Raw genomic sequence first — 19,847 nt, forward strand, 5'->3', positions numbered from 1 at the left:
TGAAACCAACTCAGTGATGGTTATCATCTTCATCAAAGGGGGCAGATCCCTCAACTGGTGATAGTGCTTGGAGACTGATGTTCTTACAAGGATCTGAGCCCTGAGGTTTCCGAACGAAGTCGGGCCGTATAAGCCATCTACCGATGGCGAAAGCTTTTGTTAAAAGAACGACTAAAGCTCTTCCTTCACGAACGGAGCAGAGTTATAGCCAATAATACTTTTGAGAGAGATACATCTCTTGAGACTAAAAATAGTCTTCTTAACATAAACTTGATTGATTCCCTGGTTAGGTTCATCACGTATTAAAAAGTACTCCAGAATACACCTCAGTATTTTCTACTGCTCTTACTTCTATGGCAGCTCCTTATAAACCTGAACTCAAATAATTAAATATTGCTGCTTATGCATTCTTCAACACATTTTATGATGATTGAAAAAGAGGTTATTTCAGTTTTGACGTGTTTTTGTATCTTTTGAAAATAGTTTGGCTGCGTTCTTTGTAGTATGAACTATTTTTAGCTTTTTATTTGTACAGTTGTGAACTTTTTTTAAGTCAATATCACTACAATCAATAGTCTTTATGAAATTTTATTTCACAATTTGATCGATAATGAGTAGGAGAGATGGTTAAACGGGTATAAAATTCCGAAATCAAAATTTTGGGCTTTTAAATTCATTTACTGAGGTTGGTTTCATGTCTGAGGTACTGCAAATAGTACTTGTAAGCTTGGCTGTTCTAGCTTTGCTCGGGGTTGTTCTTGAAGATATTATTCATATTAATAAAGCGAAAATTACGCTGTTTTTAGGTACATTTTCGTGGTTTTTGTTATATGTATTCCATTCCGGCACTCCGGAGGAAGCTGAAGCTGTTGCAATAGGTTTTGAAGAAAACGTGGCGGAGATCGCTTCGCTATGGTTATTTCTTGTTGCAGCTATGACGTTTGTTGCCTACTTGAATAATAAAGGGATGATCGAAAATGTCATCCACCTTTTTTTACCGAGTCGTGTAAAAGAGCGGTCATTGCTTTTTTTGACTGCAATATTCTGTTTTATATTTTCATCATTAGCTGACAATATAACTGCGACACTTGTGTCCGTCACTTTGATATTGTCACTAAACCTTTCCACCAAAAAAACGATACGCTTTGCAACATTAGTTGTTTTTGCAGTGAACTCTGGGGGCGTTTCCCTTATTACTGGTGATGTAACCACTTTGATGATATTCCTTGATGGAAAAGTAAATATACTTGATTTGCTAATGTTATCACTGCCTGCATTCAGTGCAGTGATGGTGTTAGCTTTATTATTAAGTCGCGGCTTAAATGAAACAGTTGAGATTGATATTCGTCATAATGAAGTTAGGCCAGTAGATCTGATGATTGCTGGTGCTTTTCTTTGTACAATTATCACGACTATTGTTGCCAATGTGTTGTTTGGTATCCCTCCTGTACTAATGTTCCTGTTAGGTATGGCCAGCATGTTTCTTATTGCCCGCTTCTTTGATTCTGATGAAAAAGAAGAGCAGAAGATCCTAGAATATATTCGCGTGATTGAGTTCGAAACACTTCTTTTCTTTTTAGGAATACTCTTATTAGTTGGTATGTTAAAGGAAATTGAGGTGCTAGACGCGATTGTTCAGATGTACGAAGTGTTACCGCCAAGTATTGCTAACTTCCTGATGGGCGTACTGTCTTCAGCCATTGATAATGTGCCATTAACGGCTGCATTGTTAAAAGCGGGTATCGTTATGACTGAAGCTGAATGGTTAGGCTTGACCTATGCTGTTGGTGTTGGTGGTTCACTACTTGTGATTGGATCGGCGGCAGGCATTGTTGCAATGAGCAAAGTTGATGGGCTAACTTTTGGTTCTTATGCTAGATATTCGATGGTGTTATTGTTGGTCTATTCGTTAGGGTATATTGCATCCATTGGCTTAGCCCAGGTTGTACTGGGTAGTTAAAATTAAAAATGCAGGCGCTAGGCGCCTGCTTTTTTTTGAGATGCTAAAAATCAAAATTGGCCTAACAATTGTATGATTCCATAGTGAAATTAAGGGTATTGGATATTTAAGAGCTATAAATCAATTCAAATCGACTTTGTGCTTTGATTTGGTGCTTCTCTTACTAGGCTGCAACAAAATAGGAGAGTCTATGATTGATGTTGTTTGGGTTTTGATTTCGGCTAGTTTAGTGTTTCTCATGCAGGCAGGCTTTTTATGCCTGGAAAGTGGCCGAATTCGAAGCAAAAACAGTATTAATGTTGCTGCCAAAAACATTTCTGATTTTATTATTTCCTCTGCTGTATTCAATGTGCTTGGTTTTGGGCTGATGTTTGGTGCTTCATACCAAGGCTTTATTGGCATCTCCGAATTCCTCTTCGGAGATAATTCTAATCCTGAAAGTATTTCCTTCTTTCTCTTTCAAATGATGTTCTGTGGCACGGCTGCAACCTTGGTATCTGGTGCTGTAGCTGAGCGTATGACATTTGTTGGCTATTTGGTAATGACTGTGATTCTCAGTGCAGTGATCTATCCAGTAGTTGGGCATTGGGCTTGGAACGGTATCTTCCAGACAGAATCTCAAGGTTGGCTTGAGAAAAGTGGATTCGTAGATTTCGCTGGCTCTACAGTTGTGCATTCAGTAGGGGGGTGGGTTGCACTGGTCGCTATATTTTTAATTGGCCCTCGGTTACGCCGATTTGAAAAAGGAATAAACCTTCCTCAGGGTAGTAATTTACCTTTATCCGGTTTAGGAGTTTTGCTTATTTGGTTGGGGTGGGTTGGTTTTAATGGCGGGAGCACATTAAGTCTCAATGAGTCGGTACCTCATATTCTTTTAAATACATTTCTGTCAGCGATTTGGGGTGGCGTTGGTGCGAGTTTGATTTTCTACTTGCATAAGCGTTATGTGGATGTATCTCAGCTCCTAAATGGTGTAATTGCTGGTCTAGTGGGGATTACTGCCGGGTGCCATGTAATATCTGCTTCTGGTGCCATCATGGTAGGTTTCATCAGTGGCATAATCTGTGTTCTAGGTAGTTACTTAATGGACCGGTGTAAACTCGATGATGCTCTGGATGTTGTGCCTGCGCACTTATTGGCAGGAATCTGGGGGACTTTAGCCGTCGCATTATTTGGTGATTTGGAACTCATTGGGACAGGGCTTAGTCGATGGGAACAGTTAGAGATTCAAACTGCTGGCATCGCAAGTATTGGCTTTTATTGCGTTACTGTATCTTTCATATTGCTTAAGTGTATTGGCTGGTTTGTTAAGTTACGCGTTACCGAGGAACAAGAGGAGCAAGGTCTAAATATCGCGGAGCATAGAGCAGCAACAGAGCTTATTGATTTGTTAAATTCGATGCAATATCAAGAAGATAAAGCAGACTTCTCTCACCATGTTCCAGAAGAACCATTTACTGAGGTTGGTCAAATTGCTAAGCAATACAACCAGGTAATTGATCGTGTGAGTCAAGAGATTACAGAGCGTGACAGCGCACTCAATCGTTTTAAAGAGAGTGAAATGCGTAAGTCGGCGATACTCGATTCTTCAATGGACTGTATTGTCACGATTAATGATCAGGGCAGGATTATGGAGTACAACCCAGCAGCTGAGAGAACTTTTGGTGTACTAAAAAAACAAGTAGAGGGCGAAAATTTTATAGAGTTTTTCGTCCCAGAAAAAGATCGAAGTTCAATTGTCGCGAGTTTAGATACCGGTTTTTCGAGTTCGGGTGGCTGGTTAATCAATCGTCGTAATCACTTCCAACTACAGCGTGGCGACCATCAAGTTTTTCCCGTTGAGATCGCGATAACGAAAGCACTAAATGAAAGAGGAGGGTCACAAGAATTTACCCTTCACATTAGAGATGTGACTCGACACGTTAAGTTACAACAGCGTTTGCGATTCTTGGCCTATAGTGACCCCTTAACCAGCTTGTTTAATCGTACTTATATGACAGAGCAGCTGGAGCGAGCATTACAGAATGCTCAAGACCGTCACCTTAAAGTAGCGTTATTATTCTTAGATCTTGATAAGTTCAAAACGATCAATGACACACTAGGGCATAAAGCGGGTGATGAGCTGCTGTGCGAAGTGGCTGACCGATTAACACAAACCGTTTTAAAATCAGATGTTATTGCTCGTTGGGGAGGCGATGAATTTCTGATCATGTTGACAGAGGATGTGTCAGAAGTCAGAGCAAAAGTCTTATCAAAAGCGATCTTAGACATCATGCATGAACCAGTTACCTTACTTGATAAGCCTGTCAAAGTTGGAACAAGCATTGGGATTGCATTAAGTGATCAGCAATGTGATGCAGAAACCTTAATTCAGCATGCAGATATGGCAATGTATTGGGCGAAGCAAAATGGTCGTGATAATGCGAAGCTTTTTCAAAGTTACATGGCGAAAGAGGTGACTTCTGGCTTTCAGAAAGAGCAAGATATAAAAGATGCACTGGATAATGATCAGTTTTTCTTAGTTTTCCAGCCTCAGATTGATACTGCATATGGGAGAATCTTTGGCTTTGAGGCATTAATCCGTTGGCTGCACCCTAAAATGGGAACTATTTCACCGGATGATTTTATTCCCCAAGCAGAAGAATCTAACCTAATTTGCCGCATAGATGAGTGGGTACTTGAAAAGACTGTAAAAACCTTAGATACATGGCGATCTTTGGAGTTCGATATACAGCCCGTCGCTGTGAATATCTCAGGAAGGCATTTTGCTGCGGAAGGTTTCTTAGAGTCCATCCAGACTTTACTTGAACGTTATGATGTACCTGGTAGTTGGTTAAAAATTGAAATCACGGAAGGCGTTTTCATTCATAACATGGATTACTGCGTAGAGGTCATGTCTGGGTTGAAACAATTAGGGGTAGAAATATCTGTTGATGATTTTGGTACAGGATACTCTTCTTTGCATTATCTAAAAATGCTGCCATTAGATGTACTCAAAATTGATAAGTCATTCGTGAGTGAGATTGGAGACAATGTTGAAGGTAGAAAGATATGCGAGGCCATTGTTCAGCTCGCACAAAACCTTGAGCTAGAAGTTATTGCGGAAGGGGTTGAAAATAGCCATCAATGTGAGGTGTTAAATAGCTTAGGTTGTCACCTTCATCAAGGTTATTACCACCATAAGCCTTTAATTGAAGAGGCTGCGCTTGAAATGCTACGAACACAGTCTCTTCAAGTGGAAAATAGCAAAACCGGTTAGTCGCTGTCGGCAGCATCACGATTACGGATTCTTTCGACTAAGCTCTGCCCAGCTGTGCGAGGTATTGCTGGATTTTCGCGGTGTAAAGCCGTTTTAGCAATCATATTTGCTGCGACGGGAGCTGTAATCAATAGAAATAAAGTGATCAGCAGCTCTGAAACAGAAAAAGAGCCTTGATTGATGGATTGATACACTAAAGAGGCTAACAGTACCCCTGTAATTCCCAGCGTCGTGGCTTTAGTTGGGCCATGCAAGCGCATAAAAATATCAGGAAGCCTCGCAAGGCCAATTGAGCCAACCAGTAAGAAAACACCACCAATAACCAGTAAAATGCTAATAATAAGTTCTACATAAAACGACATAAAACGCTCCTTTTATTCGATAATATCGCCGCGAAGTAAGTACTTACATAAAGCTGATGTACTGACGAACCCTAACATTGCGATTAGTAAAGCCGCTTCAAAATATAAGCTGGTTTCCATATAGATACCGTATAGCATGATCAGTGCGATGGCATTTATATACATGGTATCTAACGCCATAATACGATCAGATACATGAGGCCCTACCAACAAGCGCCACAAGTTTAAAAACAGCGCCACGCAGATACAGATGGTGACGAAAAATAAAGCCCAACTTAGCATCCTAGGATCTCCTTGATAGGTTGTTCGTAACGCTGTTTAACTTCATCAATAAGATCTTGCTCATTGTCTAAATGTAAAGCGTGAACATAAAGCCAACGCTTGTCTTCAGATACTTCTACACTAACTGTACCTGGTGTTAATGATACCGTACTAGCCAGCACAGTAATGCCAACATCAGAATTCAAATCAAGAGGAATCGCGACAAACCCAGGCTGTAACCTTTTGATAGGACCAAGGACTAGTGCCGCTACCTGAATATTGGCGACTAAGATATCTTTTAGAACCATCAAAAAATAACGTAGAGCGAGCCAAGGTTTGCGTATCTTTGGTTGCTCATCTCGCATTGAATTAACTAGCAACGGAATGCTGATTGCAAAAAAGGCTGCCAAGACGATGTGGCCTGGGCTGATGGAGTTATTCATTAATAGCCAAACACTAAACAGCAATAAGCTATGAAATGGCATTGGTAATAATTTCATGACTTAAAAGCCTCCTTCAGCCAAAGGGCTTGTTAATAGGGCTTCGACTGATAGCCTAGGGTCATGCAAAAATGCTGCAGCATCATTTGCTAATTCTGATAAAGGCCCAGCAAATAAAGCTAATAACGGTGAAGCAGACAGCAGTAGTACAACGCCTAACCATTCACCAAGGTGAATAGGCTGAGTGGCTTCTGTCTGTTTGCCAGACGAGTGGCGCCAAAAGAGAGTTGTTCCAGCGCGTGATAATGCAATCAAAGCTCCCAAGCTGCTAAGTAATAGAATGGGCCATACCCAGATTTGCTCAGCAGCAGATTGAACAGACTGTAGCACCATTACTTTGCCAATGAAGCCCGAGAAGGGTGGCATACCAATGACCGCAATCGCGGCAATAGCGAAGAAGATTCCCAGAAAAACGGGATTATCCATTTTTTTCGCAACCACAAAGCGGTCTTCCGCTTTGCCTCGTTGTCGAGAGATCATATCAGCCAGAAGGAACATGCCGCCAGCTACCAAGGTACTGTGGATCATGTAGTATAGGGCAGCACTGGTCGCCGCTTCACTTTGAATGGCGGTACAAACGAGTAATGTGCCAGCTGAAAGAACCACTAAATTAGCGGTTAATAGTTTTAAGCTTGGGCTTGCTAAGGCACCAATGGTACCAATAGTGATCGTTAATAAAGCGAGCGGCCAAATCCAAGATTGCGCAATATTCGCTAACTCACCAGCTTCATCTCCAAACACTACCCCATGGATACGCAGAATGCTGTAAATACCCACTTTGGTCATGACAGCAAAAATGGCGGCAACCGGAGCGCTGGCACTGGAGTAGGTTTTTGGCAACCAAAAATGTAGAGGCAGCATAGCCGATTTGAGGCCAAACACAGCTAATAACATTAATGCACCGATCTTAGCCAGAATGGCAACACTACCATCCAGCTCGGATACTTTCTGAGCCATATCAGCAATGTTTAATGTACCTAACGTGCCATACAAAATACCTAAACCGAAGAGGAAAACACTTGAGCCAGCTAAGTTTAAGACAACGTAGTGAATTGTTGCTTGAGTCTTCTGTTTTCCGCCACCATGTACCAGTAATGCGTAAGAAGCAATCAATAACACCTCAAAGAATACAAATAGGTTAAACACGTCACCGGTTAGGAATGCGCCATTGATACCCATTACTTGAAACATGAACAGCGGGTAAAAGTAGCCACCTGCTTTGTCGTGAGAGCCTGTTGCATAACACAGTGCAGAGAACGCTAGGAAGTTCGTGACAGCGACCATGATGCTCGACATAGGATCAGTCACCAATACAATACCAAAAGGTGGACGCCAGTTACCAAGAATATATTGGGTGATACCGTCAGCTTGTACCGATAGAACGAGGGCGAAACCTACCAGTACTTGTAGCAGCGCTGAAATTATAGAGAGTATACGTTGTCGCTTTAAAGTCTTAGAAAATGGTGGCAGCAATAACAATGCACCAGTAAATAAGGGCAGTAATATAGGGAGAATACTAAGGTGCTGCATTTAGCGCTGGCCTCCAGATTTCTGACGAACTTCTTCTTTTGTCTGTGGTATACGGCCATCAACATGATCGTTACCTAAGTCAGCACGTGCGCGCATAGCAAGAATGACCGCAAAGGCTGTCATTGCGAAGCCAATTACGATAGCAGTTAACACTAGTGCTTGAGGAAGTGGATCACCGTAGTCTTCGGACACGCCTAGTACAGCCGCTGCATCAAGTTTTAAGCGGCCGCTGGCAAAGAGGAACAAGTTGACAGCATAAGAAAGTAGCGTAAGCCCAACTACCACAGAAAAGGTACGTCCTCGGAGTGTTAAGAAAATGCCGCAGGCTGTCATTAAGCCTACGCAAAATGCGTAAATACCTTCCATTATTTCTCCTCCTCAAAGACCGCTCGCTCACTTGTGGTCAACTGTCCAAGGTTTGCAAGAATTAACATAGTCGCTCCGACAACGGTGAGGTAAACCCCGAGGTCAAAAAGCATGGCACTGGCAAGTTCAAATTTACCGATTACAGGTAGGTAGAAATAGTCAAACCATGATGTTAAGAACGGACGGTCAAAGAACCAGCTACCTAAACCTGTTAGTGCTGCAATACCAATACCTGAGCCAATCATGATTTGATAATCCAGCTTCAAGCGCTCTTTAATCCAGTCTACACCGTGCGCCACATATTGCTGAATAATCGCAACAGAGGTAATCAATCCTGCGATGAAGCCACCACCTGGCATGTTATGGCCGCGCAAGAATATGTACGCAGACACAAGCAGTGCAAGAGGTAGGAGGCTTTGAGAAATAACAGACAGCATCAGTGGGTGGCTATCAGTCGACCAAGGGCGTCCTTGCTCATTGCTGGATGGCATGTAGAGGCGCATACGAGCAATCAGCTTAAAGATACCCAGTGCCGCAATCCCTAATACTGTGATCTCACCTAGCGTATCGAAACCACGGAAATCGACCAAAATCACGTTGACCACATTGGTACCACCACCGCCCGTTTTACTGTTCTCAGTAAAGAAGTCCGAAATCGTATCCAATGGCCGTGTCATTAAGGCGTAGATGACCGTACCGACAATACCACCGATCATGGCAGAAATACCTAAATCACGAACTACACGACGAGGGCTGGATTCTTTTGGTGTCTTTTGCGGTAAAAAGAACAGGGCAAGCATCAGCAATATGATGGTGACAACTTCAACAGATAACTGAGTTAACGCCAGATCTGGTGCGGAAAATCGAGCAAACGCTAAGGTTACGATCAAACCAACAACAGATAAGGTCAATAGCGCGACCATGCGTCGACGGTGCCATACTACGGTCGCTAAAGACGCGATGGATAGTAACACTGCACCCGTAATAGACAGAGCGTCAAGGGGAATTTCTGGCCGGCGGCCTGCGGTCGCATTCAAATCAAGAAGTGGATAAGCACTCATGACAATCGTGAACATGAATAGGAAATATAAATAACGCTGTAGCGAACCATTTTCAAAGAAGTTAATGATCCACGTGGCTTTGCCAACCAATTGCTGAATTGCTCGTTCAAACAATACTTTAGGATCATTTGTTGGGAACTGTGCTTGGAACTTAAACAAATGCTGGCGGTTGTAATACACCAAAAGGCCACCTAAAAGAGCGATCACACTCATTAGCAGAGGTATATTAAAGCCGTGCCAAATCGCCAAACTGTATTCTGGTACAGGTCCATTCAACGCCGAGAGAGAAGCACTTTGCAGTAAGTCGCCGACAATCCAGCTTGGGAAAATACCGACCAAGAGACACAGGGCAACAAGAATCTCAACAGGTACACGCATGTAGCGTGGTGGCTCATGCGGCGTTTTAGGTAAGTTAATTGGCTCACCATTAAAGAACACATCGTGTACGAAGCGGGTGGAGTACGCCACAGAAAATACACCGCCTAACGTGGCCAATACTGGCACCATCCAAGAGAGCGAACCAAGTGAATCTTGGTGCAACGCTTCGTTAAAGAACATTTCTTTAGACAAGAAACCGTTCAATAGAGGAACCCCTGCCATGGCAGAAGAGGCGACCATCGCGAGTGTTGCCGTATAAGGCATGTACTTCCATAAGCCATTTAATTGGCGCATATCCCTTGAACCAGACTCATGATCAATGATACCTGCAGCCATAAACAAAGATGCTTTAAACGTAGCATGGTTAATAATATGGAAAATGGCCGCTACCAGCGCCAAATCAGATCCCATGCCTAGAAGTAAAGTGATTAAACCTAAATGACTGATCGTAGAGTTAGCCAAAAGACCTTTTAGATCATGTTGGAACAGCGCTAAATAACCCCCTAACAGAAAGGTCGCAAGCCCTGTCATACTAACAATCAGGAACCATAAATCGGTTCCTGCAAGGGATGGGTAAAAGCGAGCCATTAGGAATATACCAGCTTTAACCATGGTAGCAGAGTGCAGGTAAGAGCTGACTGGAGTTGGCGCAGCCATGGCATTAGGTAGCCAAAAATGGAACGGGAACTGAGCGGACTTAGTGAAAGCACCGATTAAGATCAACACAGTGATGATCGGGTACGTACTGTGCGCACGGATGATATCGCCACTGTCCAGTACCGTTTGCAAGTCAAACGTCCCTACAACGTTACCAAGCATGAGCAAGCCGGCTAAAAGAAATAGTCCGCCTGCACCGGTAATCGTAAGTGCCATACGTGCGCCCTTACGCGCTTCACTTTTGCTCCCCCAGAAGCTAATTAGCAAAAAGGAGCTAATACTGGTGAGCTCCCAAAACACCCAAATTTGAATAAGGTTATCCGACATTACTACGCCAAGCATGGCGAACATGAAGAGAATCAGATAACAGTAAAACTTACCCATATTATCGTTACTTGATAAGTAATAACGAGCATAAAGGATAACAAGCAGGCCAATTCCAAGAATAAGCAAACTAAAAAGGAGAGTAAGGCCATCTAAACGAAAAGCCAAAGATAGGCCTAAGCTAGGCACCCAATCAATGGCGGTTTGAAAACGTTGCCCATCTAGGATCGCTGGGGCCATTTGCAAGATAAGAAACAGCGCGATAGCTGGCAGCGCAGCCGTTAAAAAAGCACATGCGGTTCGGCTATATCGAGTACTACATAATGGGACTAGAGTGCCCATCAGTACTAATAGGGGAATGCACAGTAGGGTATTCAACGGATTTGCTCCTTCATAGCAAGTTTACGAGGCCTATTAAGCTAATTTAGAGGGGGCCTGACGTTTCCATTTCACTAGCAACTTATTACGAAACGAAGATGCTATATCGATTTCTCTCCATAAGGATAGCGCGATAAACGCATATTTTCTTTAAAAAAACGTGTGAAAAAAGTAACAAAAATAATATGTTGCGTCCTAGTAAAAAAAAGCGCCGATACAAAATCAGCGCTTTTCTATAGACCTTGGTATATGGCTTTAGTTCACTAGGACTTAATTTCTTCCATGAGTGATTCAATGCTAACGACTACTTGTAAGCTAGCGGTTTCCATCTGGTCTAAGCATCTTAGCATTTCTTCATTTCTGCCTTGTTCAGCGGCCGCTACGGCGGCACGGCCTGAATCATGCACGGCTTTGTGTGGTGTTTCTAATGCTTTAAAGTTACGTGAGTGTTGATAATGTTTGTGACCATACCCTTGATAGTACCATTTTCCTAAGCGGCACTCAGTGTGGGCATTAACGCCCTCGCGAAAATCACGCTGATCAATTTTACGGTAAACCTGATTCTTCCAAACAGTATGGTCTAGCTTAACGGTATCTAAGAAGGCTTGTGTGGCAGCGACCTTAATAACGTACTGCATTTGCTGGGAGGTTGAGATGACATTTTCAACAATGCTATCAATTTGGCTTGCTGAGGTAGCAACGTCTTCAGCACTGGTTTGGTTTTTATCAACCATGGTCTTAATTTGTTGAGTTTGCTCTAGCACTTTACGTACAAGGTCTTCAACTTGTTCACTGGCTGAATGTGTTTTACTTGCCAAATTTCGCACTTCATCGGCCACTACAGCAAACCCGCGACCAGCCTCACCAGCTCGCGCGGCCTCAATGGCAGCATTTAAAGCAAGCAGGTTGGTTTGATCGGAAATTTCTTGGATACTTGATACTAGTTGGCTGATGCCGCTGGCAGTCTTGTCCAGAACATTGGCTGCTTCCATGCTGGAGCTTGCTTCTTGATTGATGACTCGTGCACGTTCGTTCAAACGTGATAATGCTGAGCGAGTATCACTAAAAAGAGTATCGACTTCTTTAAGTTTTTTACGCTCATGGATAAGGTTATCTGCACTGTCTGCTAAACCTTCTCGAATCGATCCGAGCATATCTCCACCGCGTAACTGATAGCCAAGTAGTTCAGAACAAAACTCATTGTCATTGTTTGCTACGGGAGTTTGTTTAGCTTCACTAAGTTCTGCCTCTAGTGTTGCAATTCGTTGTTGGCTTTGACTGCGTTCTTGCTCTATTAAACTTTCAAGCTCAGCAATGCGGTTTTTATTAGAAGAGAAAAACATCTTTCAGCTTGGCTCCATAAATAGGATAAATATCAAATTTGTGGATATTGTGTGCTCAATGCTGAAGAGATAAAAGTTATTTATTGTCTAAATGTATTAAATTTGTAACTAAAAGAACAATGCCTGCCATTCATCAAAGTTTTAAAATGACTAATGGCAGACATAAATATGCTTCAAAAATTGAGCATTAACCAAAAAATGCCCACAAAGGACTGTGTTCTGACCCCATGCTCCAAAGAAGTACAACAATTGCTAGTAAGAACTCTAATACCAGCACACCAATACCTAAAGTGCCCGTTGATAAGATGAAGCCTTCTTTGTGACTAATGCCTAAGAAGCGTGGCGTTCCTTTGTAAAGTAAGTAGGCGGAGTATACAACGCCCATGCAAACAGCCAGTACGCATAACCAAGCAATTGGATAAATGGCAAATAAGCCGCTCAAAAACATTGGTGTTGCAATGTAACCAGCAAATACAATGCTTTCGGCTCGACTGGGTCGATGAGAGTATTGTCTTGAAAGAGCGTGAATAGCTGAGCCAACACCAGCCACGGCTAATAAAATTAAGGCGTAAAACAAAACTCCCAGCCCAAGGGCTGTCATGACGCTTAGTTTTACACCTTCTTCACCGTTTAGAGTCCACCCAACTTGCGTGGTTCCAATGAAACTACTGACAACCGGAATGGCAGCCATAATCAACACATGATGTGCATACATATGACTGACCGATTCGTGTTCTTTATTGATTTCTCGCCATTCTCGATCAGGATGGTGTAATAATCCCCACACATGATTAATCATGCTGTCCTCCTCGTATTCGACTTAAATGAAGCTAGATGTTTCTGAACGGTTATATGTGTTTAGAATGCACCTTTAACGTTCAGTATAGATGGATACGAGCCATTGAGGTGGCTGGATGATAACGATTTCTTATATACAGAAAGGCCTTTAGATAATTAAGCTATATCACTCTGTATTGTGCTCGAAAGCGTTCCAGAAAGTATCATGCTGGCTGTTCAGAGGGGCTTTGCTCAGAAGCAATCATACGGGCAGAGCGCTCTAATGACATAGATAGTCGCTCAAAGCTGCCTTGAATTAACTCCATGTCTTCTGCTGCAAGCCGGCCTCTAGGTAGCTGTTGAAGAAACTGCTTTGCCGCAATTTTAAAAGCATCAGGACTTTGCCCTCTATAACAATCAAGAAACGCTTGAGCGAGAGCTTTTTGCAGTTGGTCTAATTCGTTATCCATAAGGCCACCAAAATATGTTTTCATCATACTTTTCAGATGAAGGGATACATGGCCCAAATTCAGCCCAGTTAACGCAAGATCGGTCAAATACCGAGTTGACTTAATACCTTTTTCGTAGCTGGCTATGCGTAACAAACGATCTCCCATACGAGCGTTAAACCATTGATCAGCTCGGGGGTGATAAGGTAAATCAATCAAGTCTCGATAAGTATTTTTGATTAATCGGTGCATCATCAACGTTAGGCTTGGCCCTGTGATGAGTTTAAACAGCCAATATAAAATTGTGATACCAACAAAGATTGCTAATCCATTACTGATGGTGTAATCAATTTTAAATGCCTGTTCCATACCTGAGCTTGGCATTACGAAAATCGTAAATGGGATCAAAATGCCCAGACCGTAAGGTAAGGTTGGACGATTAGCCAAGCAAAGTAGACCACAAAAATACGGTGGCGCTAAGATCAAAATTAACAACTCAAAGTCACCAGAACTCTGTGCTAACAATGGCAAAGCGTAAAATACTGCGAGCAAGGTAGCGACTACTACACCAACTAATATACGTCGTAGCACAACTGTTAAAATCATCATTGGAAAACGTGCCATCATAATTGAAAAGACTACGGGTAAAATCATAATCATCAGCACTGCGCTTGATCCCGTGCCTAGCCACAGAGTTGCTCCCACAGCAAACATTACTGTACTACGAAGGCCTGTCGTTAGACCGACTAATGGATCGTGGTGTGGTTTAATGCGTAGCGCGTTTAATTGTGGCTGGCGTTCACTAGTCAGCGAATCGTAGCTTTTTAAGATGACGATTAGCTCAGTACTTAATTCAAGGGCAATCTTGAATAAACGTTGCCCAAGAGGAGATTCCCCGTTCGCCTCATTCGCATATTGATTTTGTCTACGACGTAACGCTTTTACTAGTTCGTAGCTATCAGAAAAGTTTGTTGCACTCGCTATGGCGTGAAAAGATTGGTACATATCATCAATCATGATGCGTAATGATGCAGAGATTAACTCGGGATGATTACGTTGTAAGCGACCAAAGATTTGAATCATCGCCAAGATAGATAAGGTTTTATTAGAAAGCAGGTTTGATGCTCGGCTTCTACCTGGTCCGTGAGGGCCTTCATAGTTTACCGCCGTGGAGTCATCATTTAAGGCGGACAATGACTCTAAAATGCCATCAATGGTCTGATGACGATGTTCATGTGAGCTATTTGGATCAAGTTCGATTGCTAAATATTCGAGTGTTTGGTTAATGCTATTTTGAGCGTTACTGCGAAGAACAGAGCTTACTTTTATCGGCCAAATGAGGGTGCTGACTAATGCTGCACATACGACGCCGACAATGATTTCACTGATTCGAGCTTGTGCAATGCCAAAGATATAAGCACTGCTGACTTTTTCAGGTTGAACCATTACCAACAACACAACAAGGGAAGCCGTCATACCAGCCATAGCAAAGGCATAGATCAAGTTCACACGACGGACCAAAGCGGATAGAGCAGAATTAATACCTAACCATAATGCTAAACAGGTCATGGCGATCAAAGGCTCGGCGAAAAAGTTTTCCAATATAAATATGCCGAAAATACCACCTACTAGGGTTCCGATAATTTGGTAGATACCTTTCTCGATGACCAACCCACTTTCCGGACGAATCTGTAAAAACACCGCCCCGATCAGCGCCCAATAAGGGCGTTCCAAGTTGAAATACATGGCCACATATAATGAAAGAGTCATGGCCAATAGACCTTTGACTGCAAACTTTACTGCATCGTTACTTGGAAACAATAAGCTTTTGAAGAATACAGGCATAAATGCTCCACTATTCGTCGTTTAATCGAATTGAAACAGTCATACCTGCACTGAGTCTTGTGTTCTCCGCTGTATCAAGCTCAATGTCTACTGGAATACGTTGTGCTAGACGAACCCAATTAAAGGTTTGTTGGACCTGTGGTAAGAGTTGAGCATTACTCTCGGTATTGTCGTTAGCGATAGCTTTACCAATGCTGATGACCCTTCCGGTCAGTGGCTGATTACCATTCATCAATGTGATATGAGCTTTCTGACCTTCATGAATAAGCTGTAACTTCGTTTCTTCAAAGTAGCCTGTAACATACATCGAACCTGCTTGTATCAAAGAAAGCACCGCGCTACCTTGGCTAACATAGTTACCTTCACGCAGATTTAAATTTACGATGTAGCCATCTTGTGGAGCTCTTACTATAGAGCGCTCCACATCTAATTTTGCGGCATCTAATTCCGCTTGGCTAAGCTTTAACGCTGCTTCCGCTTGCTTCACTTGAATGCGTGCACTTTCAGTGGTTTCATCGGAAACGAGTTGGCCTCTTTGACTCAACTCACTACGGCGCTTATATTGATGTTTGGCTAATTCTAATGCGTACTGATTGCTTTCAACCTGGGCTTCTAATTGCGCGACGATTGTTCTGGCTCGTGCATCATCGACCTTTAAAATAACATCTCCTTTCTTTACTGATTGGTTATCTTTCACATTTAGCTCTGTGACCCAGCCAGATACATCGGGTGCGACGGTAATAACATGCGCACGAACACGGCCATCCCTTGTCCAAGGGGAGTGTAGATAATGTTGCCAAATCCACTGGCCAGCCAAAAATGCAATCAATACCACCGCCAGGGTCAGGGAGATGCGTAAGGTGTTTTTCATAATCAGTTAACTCCCAAGTAAATACACGACTAGTGCTAAATAACAGACATATAAGCCCACCTCAAACCATGCAACACGCCAGATTTTTGAATAAAGACCGGTTTTATAGAGGACAAAGCGTGTTACTAAAGAAAGAATAAACGCCAAAGGGGCAAACAATACCAATGGGCTAAATAACAGCCCGCCAAATGCTAACTCTTTAAACATATTGTTATCGATCCCCTTTCATCTGATACCGCCTTGAAGACTTTTAGTGGAAATAGCTTAGCGCATGATAGAACAGGAAGTAGGGCAGAAAGATAGAGATTTAGAGAAAGGTGATGTAGATTGAAAGACACAAAAAAGGCCGCTCATTGCTGAGCGGCCTTTTTCTTAGACGTCTGGTGGAGATGGGGGGAGTCGAACCCCCGTCCGCCAGTCCTCTGCCATCGGATCTACATGTTTAGTCACTTCTACTTTTTGACTGTTTACCGCCCGAAGGACAGGGTGTAACCAGCGAGCCTGTTTGATCTTAGATCCTTATCCCCAGGCAGGGCATCGGATAGCATCTCGTAATTTATGATACTGCGGAATCCCGGGCTACAAGCAACCTGGGGGCAGCACACTAGCAGGTTATTAAGCTGCTAGAGCGTAGTTTTCGTCGTTTGCGACTATATAATTGATACATGTGGATTTACGAGATCACGTATCACTCTCGACATGCACCTCAGGTTTTGTAACCGGCGTCGAAACCATGTCATCCCCGAAGTTGCCGCCATCATAACGAATCTAATCCGATTTCGCTAGTCAGTGGCGCGCTTTCCACAATGTGGAAATTAAATTTTTGATTTCATTAGGCGTTCTTTATCGCGCGCCCAATCACGTTCTTTGGCTGTGTCACGCTTATCGTGATCTTTTTTACCTGTCACCAGTGCAATCTCGCATTTGATCTTGTTACCTTTCCAGTACAAGGCCATTGCGGCACAAGTTTTACCTTTCTGTTCAATGGTTTGAATGATGCGATCAAGTTCTCGGCGGTGTAGTAACAGTTTGCGCTGACGCAACGGTTCGCAGACCACGTGAGTAGACGCGCTCAATAGTGGCGTTATACGCGCATTAATAAGGTACGCTTCATCCCGGTGGATAATAACGTAGCTATCCACTAGTTGTGCTTTCCCTTCACGAAGACTTTTGACTTCCCAGCCTGATAGCTCTAGACCCGCTTCAAACTTCTGGTCAACGAAGTACTCGTGGCGCGCGCGTTTGTTTAAGGCAATCGTGCCGGAGCTGTTTGGTTTTTTCTTTGCTTTACTCATAGGAAAAAATTATACGGTCGATAGCGCGAAAAGCCTAATGCTTTTCTTGAGGTATGCGCTCTAATATAAGAAAATTTACGACTTTAAGTAAGTTCGGTGCAGGCAGTTGTAACCGCCGTATGTTTAAATTCGCTTAACTCATTTTTGAGAGCTTAATGTATGCCCGAGAGTCGCTGTTTACAAGGTATTTGGTCTAGCCCGTGGATATTTATTTTTGCGGCAGCCGGTTCAGCCATTGGTTTAGGCAATATTTGGAAGTTTCCTTATATGCTGGGTGGAAACGGCGGTGGAGCGTTTTTATTGATCTACTGCCTCTGCTTGATTGTCGTCGGCTTACCTATGCTGATGGCCGAAGTCGCTTTGGGACGAACTGTGCGCTCAAACCCAGTCGATACCGTAAACGATCTAGCTGAAAGGCGGGTGGTGTCAAAATACTGGGTGGTTGTGCCTTATTTAGCCGGTTTGACGGGATTGTTGATTTTATCATTTTACAGCGTTATCGCAGGCTGGGCATTAGCCTACTCCCATCGTGCGGTAACTGGGGAGTTGGAACATTTAGATAAACTTCAATCAGAAGCTTTATTTCAAGGCTTTCTGAATAACCCTGTCGAAATGCTGTTATGGCACAGCGTTTTTATGGCACTTGTGGTGTTGGTGGTAGGCCAAGCGGTGACAAGAGGGCTATCAAATGTCGTTAGGGTTTTACTGCCAACATTAATTTTTATGTTGTTGCTACTTTCTATATATGCGTTAGTGGTTGGCTCCGGTTCAGAAGCGATTCGTTTTATGTTTCGTTTGGACTGGTCTCAAGTAACGTTTGAGGTTGCGCTTTCTGCCATTGGTCATGCGCTGTTTAGTTTAGGTGTTGGACTAGGAGCAATGTTCTCATACGGTGCTTATATGAGTAAACGTATGTCGATTGCGAAAGCTTGTACGATCGTCGTGAGCTTAGATTTAGTGGTTTCAATCTTGGCGGCATTGATTATTTTTCCGCTGACTTTTGAATTTGGGATTGACGTGGATTCAGGGCCAAGCTTGCCATTTGTCACCTTGCCCATCATTTTTGACTTATTACCTGCAGGCCAAGTCATTGGTTTGGTTTTCTTTGTGCTTCTTGTTTTGGCGGCTTTAACCTCTGCCATTTCCATGCTGGAATTGTTTGTTTCGTGGATGCACGAGCGTTTTTATATTGGTCGCTTAAAAGCATCTTTTATGCTTGGTCTTGCGGTATGGTTTGTTGGTATTGCCGTGGTTTTATCCTTTAACCATTGGGATGCGAAAATATTATTCGGTCTTAATTTATTTGAGCTTATTGATGGCACAACATCATTGATTTTATTGCCTATCGCAGCCATAGCATTATCCACTTTAGTCGCTTGGGTGATTCCGGAACCTATGTTAAAAAATGAAATGATAGCGCAGAACCCCAGACACTTTTATTGGTGGTACACTACGCTCAAATACGTCAGTATTCCGGCGGCTGTTCTGATTACCGTTGCGGGATGGATAGGAGTTTAGTTTGAGTCATATTCATAAGTTCGCACATGTCAATTTTAGTCAACAACAGATGTATGACTTGGTGAACGATTTTGAGCAATACCCTGCATTTTTACCAGGTTGTATTGGCGCACGTACGTTATCTCGAACGGATCGAGAGATTGTTGCCACATTGGATGTTGGCAAAGGGCCTGTTCAACAGTCATTTACGACGCGAAATGTATTAACCGAGCCGAGCCGAGTGGAAATGAATTTAGTGCAAGGCCCTTTTAAGCGTTTGCATGGAGTATGGACCTTTGAGCCTTTATCCGAAACGACTTGTAAAATTGCTTTAAGTATCGATTTTGAGTTGAGTGGAATGCTGAAATTTGCGTTTGGTGGAGTGTTCGGTCAAGTAGCCAATGCCATGGTGGAAGCATTTAGTGAGCGAGCAAAAGTAGTATATGGCTAAAATTAGAGTGGAGGTGGCTTACGCGCTGCCTGAAAAGCAAAAAATAGTTGCCTTTGATGTAGAAGAAGGCTGTACCGTTCTAGAAGCGGTTCGATTATCAAATATTGATGCGTTTTTCCCAGACTTAGATTTGTCTGCACCTAAGGTGGGAATATTCGGTAAGGCTGTGCGTAAACCTGAAGAGCAGGTGCTTAAGGCGGGTGAGCGCGTGGAGATCTATCGAGAACTAAAGGTTGACCCGAAACAAGCTCGGGCCAATCGTGCGGCAAAAACAGACAAATAG

Annotated in this window: 17 protein-coding genes, 1 other RNA gene and 1 pseudogene; 5 read left to right on the top strand and 14 right to left on the bottom strand. The window is 42.9% G+C overall.

The window, feature by feature from the left end; all coding sequences use genetic code 11:
- Positions 1-694: 694 nt before the first annotated feature.
- On the top strand, positions 695-1,960 hold the full coding sequence (nhaD, locus tag JHD44_RS17920; protein WP_199464104.1) for a sodium:proton antiporter NhaD: 1,266 nt from the start codon (positions 695-697) through the stop codon (positions 1,958-1,960).
- Between the two features lie 190 nt (positions 1,961-2,150).
- Positions 2,151-5,219: an ammonium transporter gene (gene amt / locus JHD44_RS17925; protein WP_199464105.1), complete on the top strand. Its 3,069-nt coding sequence runs from the start codon at positions 2,151-2,153 to the stop codon at positions 5,217-5,219.
- On the opposite strand, the gene JHD44_RS17930 is transcribed toward amt, so the two are convergent.
- The 14 genes and pseudogenes from JHD44_RS17930 to smpB all read right to left on the bottom strand — a co-directional run bounded on the left by JHD44_RS17930 (position 5,216) and on the right by smpB (position 17,616).
- Complete coding sequence (locus tag JHD44_RS17930) at positions 5,216-5,581, bottom strand: Na+/H+ antiporter subunit G (protein ID WP_199464106.1); 366 nt, start codon at positions 5,579-5,581, stop codon at positions 5,216-5,218. The two genes, amt and JHD44_RS17930, sit on opposite strands and share 4 nt — an antisense overlap.
- A 12-nt stretch (positions 5,582-5,593) precedes the next feature.
- On the bottom strand, positions 5,594-5,863 hold the full coding sequence (locus tag JHD44_RS17935) for a K+/H+ antiporter subunit F (protein WP_199464107.1): 270 nt from the start codon (positions 5,861-5,863) through the stop codon (positions 5,594-5,596).
- Positions 5,857-6,342, bottom strand: coding sequence for a Na+/H+ antiporter subunit E (locus JHD44_RS17940; RefSeq protein WP_199464108.1), 486 nt, complete (start codon positions 6,340-6,342; stop codon positions 5,857-5,859). Before JHD44_RS17940 ends, JHD44_RS17935 begins: the two co-directional genes overlap by 7 nt.
- A 3-nt stretch (positions 6,343-6,345) precedes the next feature.
- Positions 6,346-7,872 carry a monovalent cation/H+ antiporter subunit D gene (locus tag JHD44_RS17945; RefSeq protein WP_199464109.1) on the bottom strand — a complete coding sequence of 509 codons (1,527 nt, stop codon included), beginning with the start codon at positions 7,870-7,872 and terminating at the stop codon, positions 6,346-6,348.
- Positions 7,873-8,238, bottom strand: a complete 366-nt coding sequence (locus JHD44_RS17950) for a Na+/H+ antiporter subunit C (RefSeq protein ID WP_199464110.1) — start codon at positions 8,236-8,238, stop codon at positions 7,873-7,875.
- Positions 8,238-11,000: a monovalent cation/H+ antiporter subunit A gene (locus tag JHD44_RS17955; protein ID WP_418903738.1), complete on the bottom strand. Its 2,763-nt coding sequence runs from the start codon at positions 10,998-11,000 to the stop codon at positions 8,238-8,240. The genes JHD44_RS17950 and JHD44_RS17955 overlap by 1 nt, the downstream gene beginning before the upstream one ends.
- A 299-nt stretch (positions 11,001-11,299) precedes the next feature.
- The gene (locus JHD44_RS19250) at positions 11,300-11,674 is read right to left on the bottom strand and encodes a CZB domain-containing protein (protein ID WP_233402312.1); all 375 of its coding nucleotides are present in this window, start codon (positions 11,672-11,674) and stop codon (positions 11,300-11,302) included.
- Positions 11,675-11,701: 27 nt separating this feature from the next.
- Positions 11,702-12,379 (bottom strand): annotated as a pseudogene (locus JHD44_RS19255) (methyl-accepting chemotaxis protein); the annotation flags it as partial.
- A 187-nt stretch (positions 12,380-12,566) separates the two neighbouring features.
- Positions 12,567-13,178, bottom strand: coding sequence for a Yip1 family protein (locus tag JHD44_RS17965; protein WP_199464113.1), 612 nt, complete (start codon positions 13,176-13,178; stop codon positions 12,567-12,569).
- A 202-nt stretch (positions 13,179-13,380) separates the two neighbouring features.
- Positions 13,381-15,450 carry an FUSC family protein gene (locus tag JHD44_RS17970; RefSeq protein WP_199464114.1) on the bottom strand — a complete coding sequence of 690 codons (2,070 nt, stop codon included), beginning with the start codon at positions 15,448-15,450 and terminating at the stop codon, positions 13,381-13,383.
- A gap of 10 nt (positions 15,451-15,460) precedes the next feature.
- A complete protein-coding gene (locus JHD44_RS17975) occupies positions 15,461-16,321 on the bottom strand; it encodes an HlyD family secretion protein (RefSeq protein WP_199464115.1) in 861 nt (286 codons plus the stop codon).
- A gap of 6 nt (positions 16,322-16,327) precedes the next feature.
- The gene (locus JHD44_RS17980) at positions 16,328-16,528 is read right to left on the bottom strand and encodes a DUF1656 domain-containing protein (protein ID WP_199464116.1); all 201 of its coding nucleotides are present in this window, start codon (positions 16,526-16,528) and stop codon (positions 16,328-16,330) included.
- 174 nt (positions 16,529-16,702) lie between these two features.
- Positions 16,703-17,065: a transfer-messenger RNA gene (ssrA, locus tag JHD44_RS17985) on the bottom strand.
- 71 nt (positions 17,066-17,136) lie between these two features.
- Positions 17,137-17,616: an SsrA-binding protein SmpB gene (gene smpB / locus JHD44_RS17990; RefSeq protein WP_199464117.1), complete on the bottom strand. Its 480-nt coding sequence runs from the start codon at positions 17,614-17,616 to the stop codon at positions 17,137-17,139.
- 159 nt (positions 17,617-17,775) lie between these two features.
- Between smpB and JHD44_RS17995 the strand changes: the two genes are divergently transcribed.
- Genes JHD44_RS17995 through JHD44_RS18005 form a run of 3 tightly spaced genes read left to right on the top strand, consistent with a single transcriptional unit; the run spans position 17,776 to position 19,847 of the window.
- A complete protein-coding gene (locus JHD44_RS17995; RefSeq protein ID WP_199464118.1) occupies positions 17,776-19,134 on the top strand; it encodes a sodium-dependent transporter in 1,359 nt (452 codons plus the stop codon).
- A 1-nt stretch (position 19,135) separates the two neighbouring features.
- Positions 19,136-19,564 (top strand): type II toxin-antitoxin system RatA family toxin, encoded by a 429-nt coding sequence (locus JHD44_RS18000; protein WP_199464119.1) that lies wholly within the window; start codon positions 19,136-19,138, stop codon positions 19,562-19,564.
- Positions 19,557-19,847, top strand: a complete 291-nt coding sequence (locus JHD44_RS18005) for an RnfH family protein (protein ID WP_199464120.1) — start codon at positions 19,557-19,559, stop codon at positions 19,845-19,847. Before JHD44_RS18000 ends, JHD44_RS18005 begins: the two co-directional genes overlap by 8 nt.

The sequence above is a fragment of the Marinomonas ostreistagni genome, assembly GCF_016461785.1.
GTDB lineage: Bacteria > Pseudomonadota > Gammaproteobacteria > Pseudomonadales > Marinomonadaceae > Marinomonas > Marinomonas ostreistagni_A.

What these genes read in the sequence shown, in the direction of transcription:
- JHD44_RS19250 (WP_233402312.1), bottom strand. Translation starts at nt 11,674, where the DNA reads ATGCAGTACGTTATTAAGGTCGCTGCCACACAAGCCTTCTTAGATACC.
- nhaD (WP_199464104.1), top strand. Translation starts at nt 695, where the DNA reads ATGTCTGAGGTACTGCAAATAGTACTTGTAAGCTTGGCTGTTCTAGCT.
- JHD44_RS17955 (WP_418903738.1), bottom strand. Translation starts at nt 11,000, where the DNA reads ATGGGCACTCTAGTCCCATTATGTAGTACTCGATATAGCCGAACCGCA.
- JHD44_RS17970 (WP_199464114.1), bottom strand. Translation starts at nt 15,450, where the DNA reads ATGCCTGTATTCTTCAAAAGCTTATTGTTTCCAAGTAACGATGCAGTA.
- JHD44_RS17930 (WP_199464106.1), bottom strand. Translation starts at nt 5,581, where the DNA reads ATGTCGTTTTATGTAGAACTTATTATTAGCATTTTACTGGTTATTGGT.
- JHD44_RS17975 (WP_199464115.1), bottom strand. Translation starts at nt 16,321, where the DNA reads ATGAAAAACACCTTACGCATCTCCCTGACCCTGGCGGTGGTATTGATT.
- JHD44_RS17965 (WP_199464113.1), bottom strand. Translation starts at nt 13,178, where the DNA reads ATGATTAATCATGTGTGGGGATTATTACACCATCCTGATCGAGAATGG.
- amt (WP_199464105.1), top strand. Translation starts at nt 2,151, where the DNA reads ATGATTGATGTTGTTTGGGTTTTGATTTCGGCTAGTTTAGTGTTTCTC.
- JHD44_RS17980 (WP_199464116.1), bottom strand. Translation starts at nt 16,528, where the DNA reads ATGTTTAAAGAGTTAGCATTTGGCGGGCTGTTATTTAGCCCATTGGTA.
- JHD44_RS17935 (WP_199464107.1), bottom strand. Translation starts at nt 5,863, where the DNA reads ATGCTAAGTTGGGCTTTATTTTTCGTCACCATCTGTATCTGCGTGGCG.
- JHD44_RS18005 (WP_199464120.1), top strand. Translation starts at nt 19,557, where the DNA reads ATGGCTAAAATTAGAGTGGAGGTGGCTTACGCGCTGCCTGAAAAGCAA.
- smpB (WP_199464117.1), bottom strand. Translation starts at nt 17,616, where the DNA reads ATGAGTAAAGCAAAGAAAAAACCAAACAGCTCCGGCACGATTGCCTTA.
- JHD44_RS17950 (WP_199464110.1), bottom strand. Translation starts at nt 8,238, where the DNA reads ATGGAAGGTATTTACGCATTTTGCGTAGGCTTAATGACAGCCTGCGGC.
- JHD44_RS17940 (WP_199464108.1), bottom strand. Translation starts at nt 6,342, where the DNA reads ATGAAATTATTACCAATGCCATTTCATAGCTTATTGCTGTTTAGTGTT.
- JHD44_RS17995 (WP_199464118.1), top strand. Translation starts at nt 17,776, where the DNA reads ATGCCCGAGAGTCGCTGTTTACAAGGTATTTGGTCTAGCCCGTGGATA.
- JHD44_RS17945 (WP_199464109.1), bottom strand. Translation starts at nt 7,872, where the DNA reads ATGCAGCACCTTAGTATTCTCCCTATATTACTGCCCTTATTTACTGGT.